Annotated in this window: 17 protein-coding genes; 6 read left to right on the top strand and 11 right to left on the bottom strand. The window is 64.7% G+C overall.

What is annotated here, in order from left to right; all coding sequences use genetic code 11:
• Positions 1-116: 116 nt before the first annotated feature.
• The 7 genes from AC0V2Y_RS03155 to AC0V2Y_RS03125 form a co-directional block, all read right to left on the bottom strand.
• Positions 117-1,325, bottom strand: a complete 1,209-nt coding sequence (locus AC0V2Y_RS03155; RefSeq protein WP_475416921.1) for a multidrug effflux MFS transporter — start codon at positions 1,323-1,325, stop codon at positions 117-119.
• Positions 1,322-1,996, bottom strand: coding sequence for a CerR family C-terminal domain-containing protein (locus AC0V2Y_RS03150; protein ID WP_475416922.1), 675 nt, complete (start codon positions 1,994-1,996; stop codon positions 1,322-1,324). Before AC0V2Y_RS03150 ends, AC0V2Y_RS03155 begins: the two co-directional genes overlap by 4 nt.
• Before the next feature lie 122 nt (positions 1,997-2,118).
• On the bottom strand, positions 2,119-2,583 hold the full coding sequence (locus tag AC0V2Y_RS03145) for a copper chaperone PCu(A)C (protein WP_475416923.1): 465 nt from the start codon (positions 2,581-2,583) through the stop codon (positions 2,119-2,121).
• Between the two features lie 17 nt (positions 2,584-2,600).
• Positions 2,601-3,197, bottom strand: a complete 597-nt coding sequence (locus AC0V2Y_RS03140; protein WP_475416924.1) for an SCO family protein — start codon at positions 3,195-3,197, stop codon at positions 2,601-2,603.
• Positions 3,198-3,259: 62 nt separating this feature from the next.
• Positions 3,260-3,646: a DUF2946 domain-containing protein gene (locus tag AC0V2Y_RS03135; protein ID WP_475416925.1), complete on the bottom strand. Its 387-nt coding sequence runs from the start codon at positions 3,644-3,646 to the stop codon at positions 3,260-3,262.
• A gap of 20 nt (positions 3,647-3,666) precedes the next feature.
• Positions 3,667-4,290 (bottom strand): helix-turn-helix transcriptional regulator, encoded by a 624-nt coding sequence (locus AC0V2Y_RS03130; RefSeq protein WP_475416926.1) that lies wholly within the window; start codon positions 4,288-4,290, stop codon positions 3,667-3,669.
• A gap of 62 nt (positions 4,291-4,352) precedes the next feature.
• Positions 4,353-5,054 carry a Crp/Fnr family transcriptional regulator gene (locus AC0V2Y_RS03125; protein ID WP_475416927.1) on the bottom strand — a complete coding sequence of 234 codons (702 nt, stop codon included), beginning with the start codon at positions 5,052-5,054 and terminating at the stop codon, positions 4,353-4,355.
• Between the two features lie 115 nt (positions 5,055-5,169).
• On the opposite strand from AC0V2Y_RS03125, the gene AC0V2Y_RS03120 reads away from it, so the two are divergent.
• Positions 5,170-6,804 carry an acyl-CoA synthetase gene (locus tag AC0V2Y_RS03120; RefSeq protein WP_475416928.1) on the top strand — a complete coding sequence of 545 codons (1,635 nt, stop codon included), beginning with the start codon at positions 5,170-5,172 and terminating at the stop codon, positions 6,802-6,804.
• A 4-nt stretch (positions 6,805-6,808) separates the two neighbouring features.
• On the opposite strand, the gene AC0V2Y_RS03115 is transcribed toward AC0V2Y_RS03120, so the two are convergent.
• From AC0V2Y_RS03115 to AC0V2Y_RS03105, 3 genes are all read right to left on the bottom strand, one after another.
• Positions 6,809-8,215 carry an MFS transporter gene (locus AC0V2Y_RS03115; protein WP_475416929.1) on the bottom strand — a complete coding sequence of 469 codons (1,407 nt, stop codon included), beginning with the start codon at positions 8,213-8,215 and terminating at the stop codon, positions 6,809-6,811.
• Positions 8,216-8,292: 77 nt separating this feature from the next.
• A complete protein-coding gene (locus tag AC0V2Y_RS03110; RefSeq protein WP_475416930.1) occupies positions 8,293-9,009 on the bottom strand; it encodes a ribonuclease T2 family protein in 717 nt (238 codons plus the stop codon).
• 70 nt (positions 9,010-9,079) lie between these two features.
• Positions 9,080-10,180: a branched-chain amino acid aminotransferase gene (locus tag AC0V2Y_RS03105; RefSeq protein WP_086147210.1), complete on the bottom strand. Its 1,101-nt coding sequence runs from the start codon at positions 10,178-10,180 to the stop codon at positions 9,080-9,082.
• Positions 10,181-10,376: 196 nt separating this feature from the next.
• Here AC0V2Y_RS03105 and AC0V2Y_RS03100 point away from each other — a divergent pair, with 196 nt between their 5' ends.
• The 4 genes from AC0V2Y_RS03100 (at position 10,377) to AC0V2Y_RS03085 (ending at position 14,238) form a co-directional block, all read left to right on the top strand.
• Positions 10,377-12,923 (top strand): PepSY domain-containing protein, encoded by a 2,547-nt coding sequence (locus AC0V2Y_RS03100; protein ID WP_475416931.1) that lies wholly within the window; start codon positions 10,377-10,379, stop codon positions 12,921-12,923.
• A gap of 135 nt (positions 12,924-13,058) precedes the next feature.
• Positions 13,059-13,244, top strand: a complete 186-nt coding sequence (locus tag AC0V2Y_RS03095) for a hypothetical protein (RefSeq protein WP_070222074.1) — start codon at positions 13,059-13,061, stop codon at positions 13,242-13,244.
• Between the two features lie 140 nt (positions 13,245-13,384).
• Positions 13,385-13,540, top strand: a complete 156-nt coding sequence (locus AC0V2Y_RS03090; RefSeq protein WP_175445243.1) for a hypothetical protein — start codon at positions 13,385-13,387, stop codon at positions 13,538-13,540.
• 299 nt (positions 13,541-13,839) lie between these two features.
• A complete protein-coding gene (locus AC0V2Y_RS03085) occupies positions 13,840-14,238 on the top strand; it encodes a bacteriohemerythrin (RefSeq protein ID WP_475416932.1) in 399 nt (132 codons plus the stop codon).
• 7 nt (positions 14,239-14,245) lie between these two features.
• Here AC0V2Y_RS03085 and AC0V2Y_RS03080 read toward each other — a convergent pair whose 3' ends face one another.
• A complete protein-coding gene (locus AC0V2Y_RS03080) occupies positions 14,246-15,097 on the bottom strand; it encodes a hypothetical protein (RefSeq protein WP_475416933.1) in 852 nt (283 codons plus the stop codon).
• 327 nt (positions 15,098-15,424) lie between these two features.
• Between AC0V2Y_RS03080 and AC0V2Y_RS03075 the strand changes: the two genes are divergently transcribed.
• On the top strand, positions 15,425-17,552 hold a 2,128-nt coding region (locus AC0V2Y_RS03075), incomplete at its 3' end, for a TonB-dependent siderophore receptor (RefSeq protein WP_475418321.1).

Genomic DNA, 17,552 nt, shown 5'->3' with positions numbered 1-17,552 from the left:
CCAAAGGTAAAGTTGCAAAACTGCTTAGACCCTGCCGCGTGCTGTGCCGCCCGCGGCAGGGTCTGATTGTCACAGTGTAACAAAGCAGGAAGCATGCCATCCTTTTCCGGGGCCTGTCATGCTGTTTTAACAACTCCAGCCGCGCCCCGCCCCGTCACCTGAGGGCTGCCCAGCCACCAGAACGCGGCGGCCAGCGCGACGGCCGAAGCCTGTCCCAGCGCCAATTTAAACGCGCTGTCGAACAGCAACGGTGCGACAAAACCGGACACCAGCGCGAACACCAGCATTTGCACGAAATTCTGCAGGGACGCGGCCAGGCCCCGCATCTGCGGGAAAATGTCGAGCGTGGACATGGTCATGCCCGGCAAGGCCAGCGACATGCCGAACGCGTACAGCATCACGGGCACGACGGCGAACGGGATGCCGGCCGCGAACCAGTGGTTGTAAGCGATATTGATCGCCCCCGTGGCCGCCATGGCCAGCAAGCCCCAGCGCACCAGTACGGCGCTTTTCACCGTATGGGCCAGCTTGCCAGACAGCGCCGAGCCCAGCACCAAACCGGCCACCATGGGGATGAACATCCAGCCGAAGGCCGTTTCCGGCAAGCGCAGCAATTCCAAGATGAAATGCGGGGCCGAGGCAATGTACAGGGCGAAGCCGCCAAAGGCGAAGGCCACGGCCAGCGAACGCAGCAGGAATGCCCGGTGGCGCAAGGCCAGCCAGTAATTGCGCGCGATGTTGGCCGGGTGGAAGGGTTGGCGTTGCTCGACGGCTAAACTTTCCGGCAAGCCTTTCAGGCAGGCGAGCGCCAGCAGCACGGTGACGGAAAAGGTGAAGACGAACGTGGATTGCCAGCCATAGGCCACGTGCAGCCAGCCGCCGATGATGGGCGCGATGGCGGGCGCGATGCCGAACACCATCATGATGTTGGCCAGCATCTTTTGCGCGGCCGCGCCAGCTAAACTGTCGCGCACGACGGCTTGCCCGATCACCCTGCCCGCCCCGGCCGACGCGCCCTGCATGCCGCGGAAAAACAGCAGCCAGCCAAAGCTGGGCGCGAACGCGGCGCCGATGGAGCCGGCGGCAAAGATCAGCAGGGATGCCAGGATCACGGGACGGCGGCCGAACGAGTCGGACAAGGTACCGTAGAACAAGGTCATGAAGGCATAGGCGGCCAGATAGACGCTCAGGGTCTGCTGCACCAGCACGCTGCTGACGTCGAAATGCGTGCCGATCGCGGGAAACGACGGCAGGAAGGTATCGGTGGCGAACGGGCCCAGCATGGCCAGCCCGGCCAGTACCAGGGTCAGCTTGCGCGCCGTCATGCGCCCGCCTGCACGGCATATTGACGGCGCATGCCGTCGAGGGCCGCCAGCGAAAATTGCGCGATGTGGCGCGCGATGCTGGCGGTGCCCGCCTCGTCATAGGTGATCTCCGGCACCACCAGTTCATGCACGATGCGCGAACGGGCATAGAACACGGCCTGGCCGATCACGCTGAACACGCATTTCTGCACCACGTCATCCGGCATGGCTGCGCCCACCACGCCTCGGATCAAGCCCGTGAACAAGGCGTGCTGCGGGCGCACATGGCGTTCGGCCAGCTTGTGGATGGCAGCCGTCGGTTCGATCAGCTCGCGCGCCACCAGGCGGCTGAACAGCGATGCCGAGCCCGAGCGCAGCATGTCGGAGACGAGCGCCTCGATAGCCAGGCGCAACTGTTCCACGGGCTGCAACTGCGCCCGCGCGCTGGCGGCCGCCACGTCGGCGGCCGAAGCTTGCGCCAGCGCGCGCGCGTAGTCGAAGGCGGCCAGGTGCAGCGCTTCCTTGCTATGAAAATAATAATTGACCATCGCCACGTTCACCTTGGCCGCCTCGCAGATCTTGCGCACGGACGCGACCTTGTAGCCTTCGTCGGCAAACAGCTGGGCCGCCGCCTGCAGGATGCGCGCGCGCGCCGGTTCGTTTTCTTTTTCGCTTTCCTTTTCTTGCTTCATGCCATTCCCATCATTTAAACAACTGTTTAATATTCTGCGGCATTATATCAAACAGCCGTTTAACTTTCAGGCGGGCGCAAAAAAGCCCGGCGAACCGGGCTTTTCAAGGGACAGCGGCAGGCTTAGTGCTTCATCGCCGGCATGCCGGTGGCGCCCAGCGGACGCGCCACGGCATGGACTTCGATGGTTTCGTGGTGCTTGTCCTCGCCTTCGACGACCAGGGTGAGCGGGATCTTGTCGCCCGCCTTCACCTGGCTTTTCAGGTCCAGCAGCATCACGTGGTAGCCGCCCGGCTTCAGCTCGACGGCTTTGCCGGCCGGCAAGGCGATTTCCTTGATCTGGCGCATGCGCATCATATTGTCGGCCATGCTCATTTCATGGATTTCCGCCACGCCCGCCACGGGCGAGCGCACTTCCAGCAAACGCATGGTTTTCGGCGCCGTGATCTGCATGAAGGCGCCCGTGGCTTTTTGCTGCGGCACGGTGGCGCGCACCCACGGGTCGGTGATCTGCACGGAAGTCTGGGCAGCGGCGGAGAAGGACAGCACGGTCAGGGCCGTGGCCAGCAGGGTTTTCAGATGGGTCATGATCATTTCCTCGGTAGTTATAAGGTGTATTTCGATTTCATCAGGGTCTTGATGTCCTGCACGCACTCGTCGCCCGTCAACTGGTGTTTCAAACCCAGGCGCATGCGCCCCTCGTTATCGAGCACATAGCTGATGGCCGTGTGATCCATCGTGTACGAGCTGCCGCTCGGCACGCGGCGGTAGAAGACCTTGTAATTGAAGGCCGTCTGCGCCGTGTTCTTCGGGTCCGTGCGCAAGCCGAGGAAGCTGGGGTCGAAGGCGCGCATGTACTCGCCCAGCAACTCGGGCGTATCGCGTTCGGGGTCGATGCTGATGAAGAGCACTTGCAGCTTGTCGGCATCGGCGCCCAGTTTCTGGCGGATTTCCAGCGCGCGCGACAGGGCCGTCGGGCACACGTCCGGACATTGCGTGAAGCCAAAGAAGACCATCACATACTTGCCCTTGAAGTCGGCCAGGGTGTAGACCTTGCCGTCGGGGCCGCTCAACGTGAAGTCGGGCTTGTAATCGCCCCCCGTCAAGTCGAGGCCGTTGTAATGGGGTTTCGGCGCTGGCTCGCAAGCGGCAAGCGTGAGCAATCCCGCCGTGCCGGCGAGAAGGAAAAGACGACGTTTCATGGCATTCTGGCCCGATGGGCGTTGTAGTTACGGTTAAGACGTGGAAGGTATGATTGCTGCGCTCAGGCGGCCGATGGGGGACCGCGCGGGCTGGCGGCCAGCCACGCGAACGGCGCTTTGGGCGCCTGGTAAAACAATGGCGGATAGGCGTCGTGGCCCGCGATGACGGCCAGCGGCGAGGATGAGGACGGCGGCAGGCCGACGCTGCCCGCATGGCTCATGCAGAACGGGCAGTGCTCGATGTGGTGCAGCACGGAATCGGTGGTGGACTTGGCGGCCGGCGCCAGGTCCGCTTGCGTGTAGACGGCGCCGCTGGCCGAGCAGATCTCGACGGCGGCATTGTTCGCGTTCGCGTGCAGCGAGGCAAACGCATACGACAGGGACGGCGACAGCGCATTGAGCAGTATCGCCAGGCAGGCGAACCACATGTGCCACTGTTTGCGTTTCAATAAAGATCCCATGGCTCCGATTATAACGGAGTCTGGCTATCGCGTTGCACAGCCGTACCTGCCTGGCCGCGCAGGAACAGGCTGGGGCGCACGCCGGCCACGTCCACGCAGGCGTCGCAAAACGCGGGGATCGAGGCAAAGCCGGAGCCGGCCGCCACTTGCGCCAGGTCGCGCTCGCCGTGCTCGCCCTCGGCGTCCGCTTGCGCCGCCGTGTGCAGCGCGTGCGCCAAACGCTGTTCGCGCACCAGGCTGAGCAATGCCTCACCCTCGGCAAACAGGCGCGCGCGCGCCTTGTGCGGCGTCACTTGCCACAGGGCCGCCAGCCGGGCCGCCGTCCATTTGCCTTGCGGCGTATCAAAGATGTGCTGCGCCAGCGCCTGACTCCAGCGCTTGCCGCCGCCGTGGCCGCCATCGGGCTCATCCCCTTCCAGCGCCAGTGTAAACACGGCCGGCTTGCCCCGCCCCGGCATCACGTCGCAGGCGAAGCGCAAGAAGGCGGGCACGACGAAGCTGTCACCGCTGGCCAGTTTCTTGGTGGCGATTTCATTATGCAAGGTGACAAAACCCTGGCGCACGGTGACGCGCAGCCGGAGCGGAAAGCGCAAGCCCAGCAAGTGCAGAGGATGATCGGAAACGAGTGCCATGCGTCAATTCAATGTCATAAGCCAGCCGCCAGCATGCCACACATCGCGCGCCCAGTCTGTCATCACAGCGACGCCACGCCATAGCGGCGCAAGCCATCGAGGTCGACCACGCGGATCGATTGGTAGGCGATGCTGATCAGCTTGAGCTCGGCCAGATGGCCCAGCGCCTGGTTCACCCGCTGGCGCGAAATGCCGGTCAGCAAGCCGATTTCTTCCTGCGACAGCTCAAGCACGCTGGAAGTGCGCGGGTATAACATGGGGTGGAACAGCTGCGCGATCGCTTGCGCCACCTGGGCGTCGACGGCCAGCAGGCGCTGGTTCTGGATGGTGGCGATGAATTGGCCCATGCGCTCGTTCAGCTGGCGGATGACGAAGGCATTGAAGGAGAGGCTCTCGGCCAGCAGCAGGTGAAACAGCTCCACCGGTACGAGGAGGATGCTCGATGCGCGCACGGCCACCACGTCATAGCGGCGCAGTTCGCGCTTGAGCACGCTGCCCTCGCCGCACCAGCCGCCGGCCGGCACGCCGGAAAACGTGGCGCCGCGCCCATCGGCGTTGTAGACGGCCAGCTTGATCAAGCCCGTGTGCACGCCGATCCAGTGCGCCGACGGTTCGCCGCGCCGCGTGATGAAGGCGCCCGCCTCGAAATGCCGGAGCACGCTGCCGGCGCGCAGCAAGGCCTGGTGCCGCACATCGAGCGCCGGGAACCAGTCGTGGCTGTCGAGTTCCTGCATTGCAAGGTCTACACTATCGTTGCTGTCCATTCCATCCTTCAGACTTGTCACTAAGATGACAGTGATTTTCCAGCGCCGGTGCTATGCTCACCCCTATCAATCCCGAAACAGGGAGCTGCAGAATTTTATTTAACAGGAGACAAGCATGACTGCTGATTTCAACACGGGCCTCGGCAAAAACAGCGCCAACTACGCCGCCCTCACCCCGCTCGACTATATCGCCAGGGCAGCCGCAGTATATGGCAATCGCCTGGCAATTGCACATGGCAGCCTGCGCCAGACGTGGCGCGAAACGTATGCGCGCACGCGCCGCCTGGCATCAAGCCTGATCAAGCTGGGCGTGGGCACGGGCGACACGGTGGCCGTGATGCTGCCGAACACGCCCGCCATGGTAGAAGCGAGCTTTGGCGTCCCCATGGCCGGCGCCGTCCTCAATGCGCTCAATATCCGCCTCGACCTGGCCTCGCTGACCTTCATGCTGCGCCACGGCCAGGCGAAAGTCTTGCTGGCCGACACGGAATTTGCCGAGCTGGCACGCCAGATGGCGGCGCAGATTCCCGGCTTGCGCGTGATCCAGGTCAACGACGTGCTGGGACCGGAAGTGGACGCGTTTTCAGACCTCGACTACGAAACCTTGCTGGCCGGCGGCGACCCCGATTACGACTGGCAGCCGCCTGCGGACGAGTGGGATGCCATCGCCCTCAACTACACATCCGGCACCACGGGCGACCCGAAAGGCGTGGTCTACCACCACCGCGGCGCGGCCTTGAATGCCCTGTCGAACATCTTGGAATGGGACATGCCCAAGCATGCCGTGTATTTATGGACCTTGCCGATGTTCCACTGCAACGGCTGGTGCTTCCCGTGGACCGTGGCCGCCCGCGCGGGCGTCAACGTGTGCCTGCGCAAGTTCGAGCCAAAGCTCGTGTTCGACCTGATGCGCGAATTGCGCATCACCCACTATTGCGCAGCGCCCATCGTGCATGCGGCCCTGGCCAACGCGCCCGCCAACTGGCGCGAGGGCATAGCCTGGACCGTGCGCGGCATGGTGGCCGGCGCGCCGCCGCCGGCGGCCATGGTGGCGAAGATCGAAGCCATGGGCTTTGACTTGATCCACTCGTATGGCTTGACGGAAGTGTATGGCCCCGCCGCCATCTGCGCCGAGCAGGACGAGTGGGCAGCCCTGAGCCAGGAAGAGCGGGCCGTACTCAAATCGCGCCAAGGCGTGCGCTACCACTTGCAAAGCGCCGTGGCCGTGCTCGACCCGGAAACCATGCAACCCGTGGCGGCCGACGGCGAACAGATCGGCGAGATCATGTTCCGCGGCAACATCTGCATGAAGGGTTACTTAAAAAATGAAAAGGCGACGCAGGAAGCGTTCGCGGGCGGCTGGTTCCACACGGGCGACCTCGGTGTCATGTATCCGGACGGCTACATCAAGCTGAAGGACCGCAGCAAGGACATCATCATTTCCGGCGGAGAGAACATTTCCAGCGTGGAAGTGGAAGATGCCTTGTACCACCACCCGCAAGTGCTGGCCGCCGCCGTCATCGCCCAGCCGGACGAGAAATGGGGCGAGACGCCGTGCGCGTTCGTCGAACTGCGCGAAGGGGCGACGGTGACGGAAGCGGAATTGATCGCCTTCTGCAAGAACAACCTGGCCGGCTTCAAGGTGCCGAAAGCCATTTATTTCGGCCCCCTGCCCCGGACGTCGACGGGCAAGATCCAGAAGTTCGAATTGCGCAAGCGCATGCACTCGGACAAGGCGATCGACGTCTAGCCGCTTAGCTGCCCTTGCCGCCCAGCCACGCCGGCTGCGCCACCGCCAGGCGCGCCAGGCTGGCGATGCTGGCCACGGCGGCGAACCCTGCCGCCAGGCACAGCGCATACGTCGTGCCCCGGCTGGCCGACACCGTGAAGCAGTAGGCGACCAGCGCCGCGCCCGTCGCCTGGCCGATCAGGCGCGAGGTGGCCACCACGCCGCTGGCGCCGCCGGCCCGCTCGGGCGGCGCGCTGCCCATGATGGCTTTCAGATTGGGCGCCTGGAAGAAGCCGAAACCGATGCCGCACAGGGCCATGCGCCAGCCGATGTCGAACGCGCTGGGGTGCGTCGGTATCCACACCAGGGTCAGCAAGCCGCCCGCCAGCGCCGCCAGGCCGATGCCGCCCAGCACGCCCGGCGAATAACGGTCGCTCAGCCGTCCGGCCACGGGCGCCATCACGGCCACCAGCACGGCCCACGGCGTCATCAGAAAACCCGTCTCGACGGGCGAGCGGCCCAGGGTCACTTCAAAATAGAATGGCAGAGAAACAAACGCCAGCCCCTGCGCGGCAAACGTGCAGATGGCCGTCAGCGACGACAGCAAGAACAGGGGACGGCGGAACAGGTCGATCGGCAGCATCGGCGCCGCATGTCCCGCCTGGCGGCGCAGCAGCAACATAAAAAAGATCACCACGGCCACCAGTTCCGCCAGCAGGACGGCGCTGGACGCGTGATGGGCCGCGTCGCCGAACAGCAAGATGAGCAAGCCGAAGGCGCCCACGTTGTACAGGGCCGTGCGCGCATCGAGCGTGTGGCCGGACAGTTTTGTCGCCGGCAGCATGCGGCTGGCGAGGAAAAAGCCGGCCACGCCCAGCGGCACATTGATGGCGAACAGCCATGGCCACGAGGCCGTCGCCAAAATCAGCGAGGCGGCCGTGGGCCCGATGGCGAACGCGACAGCCACAACCAGCGCATTGTTGCCGAACGCGCGGCCGAGCAAATGTTTCGGGTACAGGGCGCGCAGCAGCGCCGTGTTGACGCTCATCATGGCGCTGGCGCCCACGCCCTGGAACAGGCGCGCCGCCACCAGCGAAGGCAAGGACCAGGCCAGTGCGCAGGCGAGCGAGGCCAAAGTAAATAAAAACATGCCGGAGATAAACACCCGCCGGTAGCCGGCGATTTCGCCGAGGGCGGAAAACGGCAGCAAGGTCGCCACCATGGCCAGCTGGTAGACATTCACGATCCAGACGGAGGCGGCCGGCGTCGTGCGCAGCTCGCTGGCGATGGCGGGCAAGGCCGTGTTGGCGATCGCCGTATCGAGCGAGGCCATGCCCACGCCGATGGCCAGCGCCAGCATGGCCCATAAACGGGCGCCGGGCGGCAAGCCGTCCTCGCCAACCATGACGGGTTGCGTGTGCCGCTGCTGCATAAATACACTACCTGTTCATCTTGCTGATCCGGACAATACACTAACATGTATGTAAGAAACCTGCAGGACTGGCAAGCTTACTTCTGGCAGTCGATCACTTTAAAATCTTTCGAATAACAGATGCGCAACTCGCCCGAGTGCTTTTCATAGCCGAGCCAGCGGCCCTTCAGCTGCGGGTTGTGCTGCTTCATCCACTGGAACAGTTCGTTTTTCGGCATGGTGCCGTCCGGCAACTTCAAGGCCTGGAACAGTTCGCGTTCCTTCTCGAAATACTGCTTGGCCGTATCGAAATCGCAGGCGCCATGCTTTTCCCATTCGCCCTGCAGCAAGGCTTCGCCGGGCTGCATGCACATGTACGGCAAAATGTCCGACGGCGCCAGCTTCGGCAAATTGCCCTTGCAATAGCGCGGATGCAGTTCCGTCCTGCGCGGCGGCGTCACTGAAATGTCTTCGCAGGTGGCCGGATTGGCCGACTGCGCCCACAAGCCATGCACGATCCAGCCGAAGTGGTTGCTCTCGGCGCACTGGAAGGCGGCCTTCTTCGACACTGCGCCACGGCGGCGCTGGCTGTCGCAAAAGCCGGGCGACCACGACAGTGCCAGCATGAAGTAATCGGTGGGCACGTTCGTGCTTTGCTTGTAGCAGGTGTTTTTCTCGTCCGACGGCTTGACGTCGTAATCGTAGTAGCTGACGTTGCGGGGAATGGCGCAGGCGGCATCGGCCGCGTGGACGGCACCTGCCGACAGGCTGAGGAAAACGGCGGCCAAGGCAGACAGGATAGAGCGAATTTTCATCGTATTTCCTTCAAGATATAAAAACGCCGGCAACTGGGTGCCGGCGCGGTAGTGAAATTACACCATCAACTTAGCAGACGGTATGCATCCAGCCATGCGTATCCGGTGCCGTGCCATGCTGCAGACCCAGCAGGGCTTCGCGCAGGGCCAGGGTGACGGCGCCGTTTTCATTGTTGTTGATGGTCATTTCAAAGCCGTTGGCCTTGGCCACGCCCACGGGCGTGATGACGGCGGCCGTGCCGCAGGCGAACACTTCGGTCATGCGACCCGAGGCGATGTCGTCGCGCCATTGCTGGACGGACAATTTACGCTCTTCCGTCGCATAGCCGAGGTCTTTCGCCATTTCCAGCAGGCTGCGGCGGGTGATGCCTGGCAGCAAGGTGCCCGTCAATTCCGGCGTCACGACGGTGATCTTCTCACCATCCTTGTAGACGAAGAACAGATTCATGCCGCCCATCTCTTCGATGTATTCGCGGTGCACGGCGTCCAGCCACACGACCTGGTCGCAGCCCTTCTCTTGCGCTTGCGACTGGGCCATCAGGCTGGCCGCGTAGTTGCCCGCGCACTTGGCTTCACCCGTGCCGCCCGGCGCGGCGCGCACGAAGTCTTCGCTGATCCACACGGTGACGGGTTTCACGCCTTTCGGGAAGTAGGCGCCGGCCGGCGAGGCGAACAGCACGAACAGGTATTCTTCCGACGGGCGCACGCCCAGGTAAGGGTCGGTGGCGATCATCAGCGGACGCATGTACAGGCTCTCGCCCGTGTTCTTCGGCACCCAGTTGCGGTCTTGCGCGATCAGCGCGTCGCCCGCTTCCAGGAACAGCTCGACGGGAATGGCCGGCATGGCCAGGCGCGCGGCGCTGCGGTTGAAGCGCTCGGCATTCTGTTCCGGACGGAAGGTCTTGATGCTGCCATCGGGCTGGGCAAACGCTTTATAACCTTCGAAGATGGCCTGGCCGTAGTGCAGCGACGACGCGGACGGGTCCAGCATCAGCGGGCCGTAAGCCTTCAGTTCGCCCTGCTGCCACTTGCCGTCGCGGTAAGGAATCACCACCATGTGGTCCGTGAAGATGCGGCCGAAGGCGGGATTGACCATGCGCGCGGCGCGCTCGGCGTCGGACAAGGGGTGGGCGGACGGGGTGACGACGAGATTCGGTGTGGAAGTGGTCATGGCAGCAATGGGAACTAGTGAACAGTATCCCTATTGTAGCGCCTATAGGACCTGATCAGGCAAACGTGGATGGGGCCCGTCCCGCGAAAATAGGGCGCCATCATTTGCGAATGATTCTCGTTTGCGTTAATATGTCAGCCTTCCTTCTTCCCCGCCATGCCTGACGCGCCGCATGGCGGCGCTATCGAAAGCCGCCATGACGACCTCCTCCCTGCCACACTCCCTGCCGCGCGCCGGCGCCGATGAGGCGCCGGAAACCGGCCAGCGGCGCCAGCTTGCCGCCGTCGCGCAACAACGGCGCTGGCACTGGAACTGGAAGCAACTGTGGTTTCAATTGCACTGGTTCATCGGCATCACGGCCGGCACGGTGCTGGTGATCATCGGCCTGAGCGGCGCCACCCTGGCCTTCAAGGATGAACTGCTCGATGTCATGAACCCCGGCGTGCGCCATGTTCCTGTGGAAACGCGCGCCCCGCTGACGCCGGCCCAGCTCGCCGGCATCGCGGCTACCGAACACGGCCAGCGTGTGGCCTCGATCACCATGTATGCGGAAGCGGGCACCGCGCCCCGGCTGTTCTTCGCACCGAAAAACGGCCAGCGGCGCGGCGAGTCCATTTATCTGCACCCGTACACGGGCGCGACCCAGCCGGCGCTGGCGGGCGCGGCATTTTTCGAGTGGACGGAATCGCTGCACCGCTGGCTGCTGCTGCCGCGCGATCCGGGCCGGCAAGTGGCGGGCGCGCTGGCCCTGTGCCTGCTGGGCCTGGCACTCTCCGGCCTGTATCTGCGCTGGCCCCGCCGTCCGCTGGACTGGCGCACGTGGCTGACCTTCGATCCTGCATTAAAAGGCCGCCCCTTCCTGTGGAATCTGCACGCCGTGGCCGGCACCTGGTGCCTGGTGGTCTATGTGGCGCTGACCCTGACGGGCATTTACTGGAGCTATGACGTAGTGCGCGACAATATCGACGCCTGGGCCGGCAAGCCCCCGCGCACGGCGCAGGCGCCCGCGAAAAAGGGTTCAGCTAAGAAAGATGCACCGCCCGTCGACGTCAGTCTGGCCTGGACCAGCTTTCAGCGGCACGCCCCCGGCTGGACCCTGGCCACCGTGCGCCTGCCCGTGCGCCCCGGCGAAGCCGTGCAATTCACGTGGCTGGCCAGCGATGCGCCGCACGAACGGGCGCGCAGCCGCATGAGCATTGCGCCGGCCGACGGCACGCTCACGGAAAACGAACCGTACAGCCAGCAGGCGCTGGGGGCACGCCTCGTCAACATCATTTATCCGCTGCACATGGGCACGTATTTTGGCTTGCCCGGCCGCATCATCGTCACCCTGGCCAGCCTGGGCCTGCCCCTGTTCGCCGTTACGGGCTGGATGCTGTACCTGGGCCGCCGCAAGGCCAAGCGGGCCGTGCAGGCGCAGCGCGCGCTGCTGGGCGCCGGCGCGCCGGGCAAGACGGACACAGGTTTACCGACCCTGGTGGCCTACGCCAGCCAGTCGGGACAGGCCGAGCGCCTGGCTTTGGCAAGCGCGCGCGCCCTCCAGCAGGCGGGCGTGGCCGTCGACGTGCAGTCGCTGGAGCAGCTTGATCCCGCGCAATTGCGCCAGTATGAACGGGCACTGATCGTCGCCAGCACCTTTGGCGAAGGCGAGGCGCCGGACGGCACGCGCCGCTTCGCGCGCCTGCTGCAGCAAACGGCGGGCACGCCGCTGGCCGGCCTGGATTTCGGCATGCTGGCCCTGGGCGACCGCCACTACAGCGCCTTCTGCGGCTTTGGCCATGCGCTGGAACAGCAATTGCGCGCGCTGGGCGCCACGCCTATGTTCCCGCTGATCGAAGTGGACAAGCACGATCCCGCCGCCCTGGCCGCCTGGTCGCAAGCGCTGGCCCGCTGCAGCGGCAGCGCCATCGATGCCATCGGCGTGCAGGAAGAGGCATCGTATGCAGAGTGGCGCCTGGCGCGCCGCGTGCTGCTGAACCCGGGCAGCCTGGGCGGCGAACTGCATGAAATCACCTTGACGGGTCCGATCGATGCCAGCTGGGAAGCGGGCGCGCTGGCGGAAATCATCGGGTGCAACGCGGATGGCAGCGAAGGCGACGCGCAAGGTGAGCACAAAGCCCCGCATGCGCCGCGCAGCTATTCGCTCGCGTCGCTGCCGTCCGATGGCGAACTGCAATTGCTGGTGCGCCAGGAACGCCACGCGGGCGGCGAAAACGGGGGCTACGGCGTCTGTTCCGGCTGGCTCACGCGCTTCGCGCCGCTGGGTAGTCCCATCCGCCTGCGCCTGCAAGCCAATCCTGCCTTCGCCCCCGCCCTGGTCGACGTGCCCTGCATTTATATCGGCAACGGTTCCGGCCTGGCCGGCCTGCGGGCACACCTGCGCGCGCGCCAGCGGGCGGGGCTGGCCCGCAACTGGCTGCTGTTCGGCGAGCGCCAGCAAGCTTTTGACAGCGTCTGCGGCGAAGAGTTGCAAGGCTGGCTGGACGCTGGCCACCTGGCGCGCCTGGACCTGGTCTTTTCGCGCGACGGCAACGATGGCGGCAAACGCGAATACGTGCAGGACCGCCTGCGCGCCAACGTCGGCGAGCTGCGCGGCTGGCTGGCGCAAGGCGCCATCGTCTACGTGTGCGGCAGCCTGCAAGGCATGGCGACGGGAATCGATGCTGTACTGCAAGAAGTGCTGGGCCAGGACGGCCTCGACGCCCTGCTGGCGGCCGGACGCTACCGCCGCGACGTGTATTGATCTGCATCAGCCCGCCGCCGGCACCGCCCGGCTATGTGGGCAGGCGCACGGTCATGGCCAGCCATCGGACTACAGTGGGGGCATCGCGGCATGGCAACATGCGCGCCGCCCCACCCACTGTCTGCGAGGCTAGCCATGAAAAACCCCTGGATGAGCATGTACCTGAGCGCCGCCAACCGCATCGCCAACACGGCGCGCGGCCACGCCACGGCCGCCGTCAAGCGCGAAGCGGCGAAAAATACGCGGCAATTGACGCAAGTGTGGTTCGACTCTTTCCTGCCCGCCGCAGGCAAGCCGCGGCGCAGCCGCAAGGCCAAATAAAAGGCGTCACTGGTGCAGTGCGTCACAGCAACTAGTTGAAGTTTCAATCAGATGAACTAAACTGCAAGCATGGTAGTACATAGGACGTGACCGGCAGGCGCCGCATCCCCGCGCCGCCGCCGGGACACCGGGAGACGACCATGTTGACGCTCAAAGTGCTGCTCTGCCTTGCCTTGTCGGCCCTGATGCTCGTGCCCCTCGTGCTGAGGGATGCGATGCAGACGTCGGCCGGGCAGCAGATGCAGGTGCCGAATGTGGATGCGCAGGGCATGTGGGCCCACTGGCCCAAGCAGTAATACGCGCGGCTGAGGGCAGTTGAACAAGCGCGCCGCTGGCTGCGTTGCTTTGACTTGCCGTACTAGCGTACTGTCTGCGTCAAAGACGCCTTGCCGGCGGCGTTTTTCAGCGGCGCCCGCTAGTGGTGTTCAGCGTTAAAAACCGCTTTGTTGCGGGTGGGAATTTGTTCTCTTCGCCGGCGGCTTTCCTGATCCCCTCTTCAGCATACTTTGATCCAGATCATGGATTTCGCCCTTCGCTGCGTCCACACTGGAACAGTCCGCTTCGCACCGCGACGGACTTAACCGGGGGTATCGGCATGGGTAACTCGCATTGGAAGGATGAGATGGCGCTGGGCGTTCCCGTCATCGACGAGGCGCATGAGGCGCTGTTTCAGGAGCTGGCGCGGCTGGGGCAGTTGAGCGACCAGCATTTCAGCGTGGCGTTCCGCGAGCTGATTGCGGCAGTCGAACGCGATTTCCGCGAGGAAGAGGATTTGATGGAACAAATCGGCTTTCCCTCGCTGGCGAATCACCGCGAACAGCATGCGCGCGTCCTCAGCGGCTTGCACCATGCCTGGGCCGCCGTCGATGAAGGCGACCTGGAACAGGGGCGCCATGCGCTGTCGCTGTTGCCGCAATGGCTGATCTTCCACCAGGCCACCATGGACCTGGCCCTGGCGGCGGCGCTGGAACTGGTGCAGCGCCAGCCTAACTAGCAGTTAATTACAGCAACAGCACCGTCGCCTGCTCGGGCAAGACCACGCGGTAGTGTCCCGGATATTTGTCTTCGCCGTCGAAAATCTTGCAAAACACGGGCTGGTTGATGTCGTTGACGGCCGCCTCGTTCATGGGCAGGGTGGCGATCAGCTGTTCGCCATCCATCAACTGCAAGGCGCTGCCCCGCTCGGCCGCGCAAAAGGCCAGCGCTTGCACGTCGCTGGCGAACGGCCGCTTGTACCACGGCGTAATGGCCCGCACGGCGCGGCGGGCGTCGTGCAGGACTTGCCCCACGCGCGTGACGTTCCAGGCATCGCGCGCCACGGACGGCTGCAGCACGATATTGGCCGTCAGTTCGCCCCTGCCCTTGTTCACCAAAAACGTGCCATCCTGCGCGGCGATATCATCGTTGAGCGGCACGACAAACACGCCGCCGGCCGACACCTTGACCGGCACGGGGGCGCCATTGCCTTGCAAGGCCACGCGCACGTCGTCGATGGTGGCGCTCAGCTTGGCAGGAATCAGGCGCAGGGCCATGACCACGCTGCCGCTCGACACTTGCCACACTTTCCGGGCCGTCAGATAACTGTCGCGGTAAGCCGTGAAGCGCACGCGCGGCGCCTTGGCGTCGCTGCTGGCCGTGATCGTCACCGTCTGCGATGGCAGGGCTTCCTCTGCGCTCACCGCCGGCGCTGGCGCAGCGGGCGTGGCCGGCGCAAGGGGGGGCGGAACGACTGCGGCGGCGGGCGGCGCGCTGGCGCTCTGCAGCGGCGCGGGCACGGCCGGCGGCGCGTGCTCCTGGGCCTGGCCCAGCGACACGACACACAACCATCCGGCACAGGCGATCCATGTACGCATGCATTTCTTTCATTAAGGAAAATATTTTGTCAGCGCCTGCATTATCGCAGAAGGCCGGACGATGCGCCGCCCTTGGGCTGCCTGCGCTCCGCCGCCTGCACTATTTTGGTGCGCACGCTTGATTATTTGGCAAATACCCATTATATTGATAATGATTCTTATTCACAAATCATGACTGGAATCATGCACGACCTTTCCGCCGCCATGCGCGGGCGGAACTGCTATCCGAGCCAGATCCCGGGCCAGCGTCACGCCATCCCCCCAGCCACTGCGCCACTCGCCAGACGAGATAGGAACCCTCACGACTAAAAATACACCAGGAAAATAATGCAATCGACCACCGTCCTCTCTTCTTCGCGCCTGCCCGCCTTGCGCCCCCTGCCCCATCTACTACACATCAGTCTGCTCACCCTTGCCGCTGGCGTGGCCCTGCCCGCACTGGCCGCCGACGCCGCCCCGGCTGACGTGACCATGCCGGCCGTCACCGTGCTGGGCCAGTCAATGGCCACCACGGAAGGCACGCAGTCGTACACGGCTGGCGAAGCCCGCAGCGCCACGCGCATGGACCTGTCGCTGCGCGAGACGCCGCAGTCGGTCAGCGTCATCACGCGCCAGCTGCTCGACGACCTGGGCGCCGTGCGGCTGGACCAGGCGCTGGCGCAGACGACGGGCATCCAGGTGGGCCAGAACGACACGGAGCGCACGACGTTTTATGCGCGCGGCTTCGGCATCAACAATATCCAGATCGACGGCATGGCGCGCGGCGGCAATGCGCCGCTGCAAGACACGATTTTGTACGACCGCATCGAGGTCGTGCGCGGCGCCACCGGCCTGATGGGCGGCACGGGCGACCCGTCGGCCACCATCAATATGATACGCAAGCGGCCGGGGAAGGAATTCCAGGCCAGCGCCGGTCTCATCATGGGACGCTGGGATGATCAGCGCGTCGAGGCCGACCTCTCCACGCCGCTCAACGCCGATGGCAGCGTGCGTGCGCGCACGGCCCTGGCCTGGCAAAAACGCGATTCCTACCTGGACATGTATCACGAACGCAAGACGGTCGGCATGCTCATCGTCGAGGCGGACGTGCGCCCCGGCACCCTGCTGACGGCGGGCGTCGACTTCCAGGACAACAAGCCCACGGGCGCCACCTGGGGCGCCGTGCCCTACTGGAATGCGGATGGCAGCCTGGCGAACTTGCCACGCAACACCAGTCTCACGACGCCATGGAGCACCTGGGCCAACAAGCAGCACACCATCTTCACCTCGCTGGACCAGCACCTGCCCGGCAACTGGAATCTGCATCTCGGTTATGCGCGCACGGAAAGCACGAACCGCACCACCGTCGCCTATGCGGGCGCGGGTCATCCCGACCCGGCCACGGGCGAAGGCATGCGTCTGTGGACGGGCGCCTATGGCCCGGGCAAGAACACGGGCGACAATTTCGACGTCTACGCCAGCGGCCCCTTTACCTTGCTGGGGCGCAAGCACACGGCCATCATCGGCTGGAACGGCGGCAACCAGCGCGCCCGCTCGCTGGGCGGCGAGGCGGAAATCAATTACCCGAACTTCGTCCCCGATTACCGCAACTGGACGGGCAACATTCCCCGCCCCGTGTTTCATCCGGACGGCTCGCACACGGAAACCGTGACGCGCCTGGCGGGCGGCTACGTGGCCACGCGCTTGAGCCTGGCCGACCCGCTGCACCTGATCATCGGCGCGCGCAGCAGCACTTACCGCACGGATACGCGCAACTACGATACGCGGGGCGTGCACACGGACAATAGCGACTTTGCCGAAACGCGCAATGAAGTCACGCCCTACGTGGGCGCCGTGTTCGATATCAACAAGCAATATTCCGCGTATGCCAGCTTCACGCAGCTGTTCAACCCGCAAACGAGCAAGGACCGCAACAACAAGTTCCTGCCGCCGGAAACGGGCGACAATGCGGAACTGGGTATCAAGGGCGAATTTTATGAGGGCAAGCTGAATGCGTCGGCCGCCCTGTTCCACACGAAGAAAAAGAACCTGGCGGAACTCGACCGCAGCGTGCCGCCCGGCTTCCTGCTGCCCGACGGCGGCCAGGCCATGGTGGCCAATGGCAAGGGCGTGACGGCCAAGGGCGTGGAATTCGATGTCTCCGGCCAGTTGTCTCCCGCCTGGGAAGCGAGCGGCGGCTATACCTATCTGCACGCGGCCGAGGCCGATGGCCGCCGCGCCGCCACCACGCAGCCGCGCCATTTGCTGCGCCTGGCCACCAGCTACCGCTTCGACGGCCGCCTGGCTGGCCTGAGGGCGGGCGCCAGCATGACGGCGCAAAGCGCCACCTACAGCGAATCGTGGTACGGCCGTCCGCCATCGGGAACCATCACCAACATCCCGCAAGCGGGCTATGCACTGGTCAACGCCATGGCCAGCTATGCCATCAACCGCCACGCCAGCGTACAGCTGAACG

This window comes from Janthinobacterium sp. BHSEK (assembly GCF_056174685.1).
Note: the sequence above shows the minus strand (reverse complement) of the source record. Positions and strands in the feature narration are given on the sequence as shown.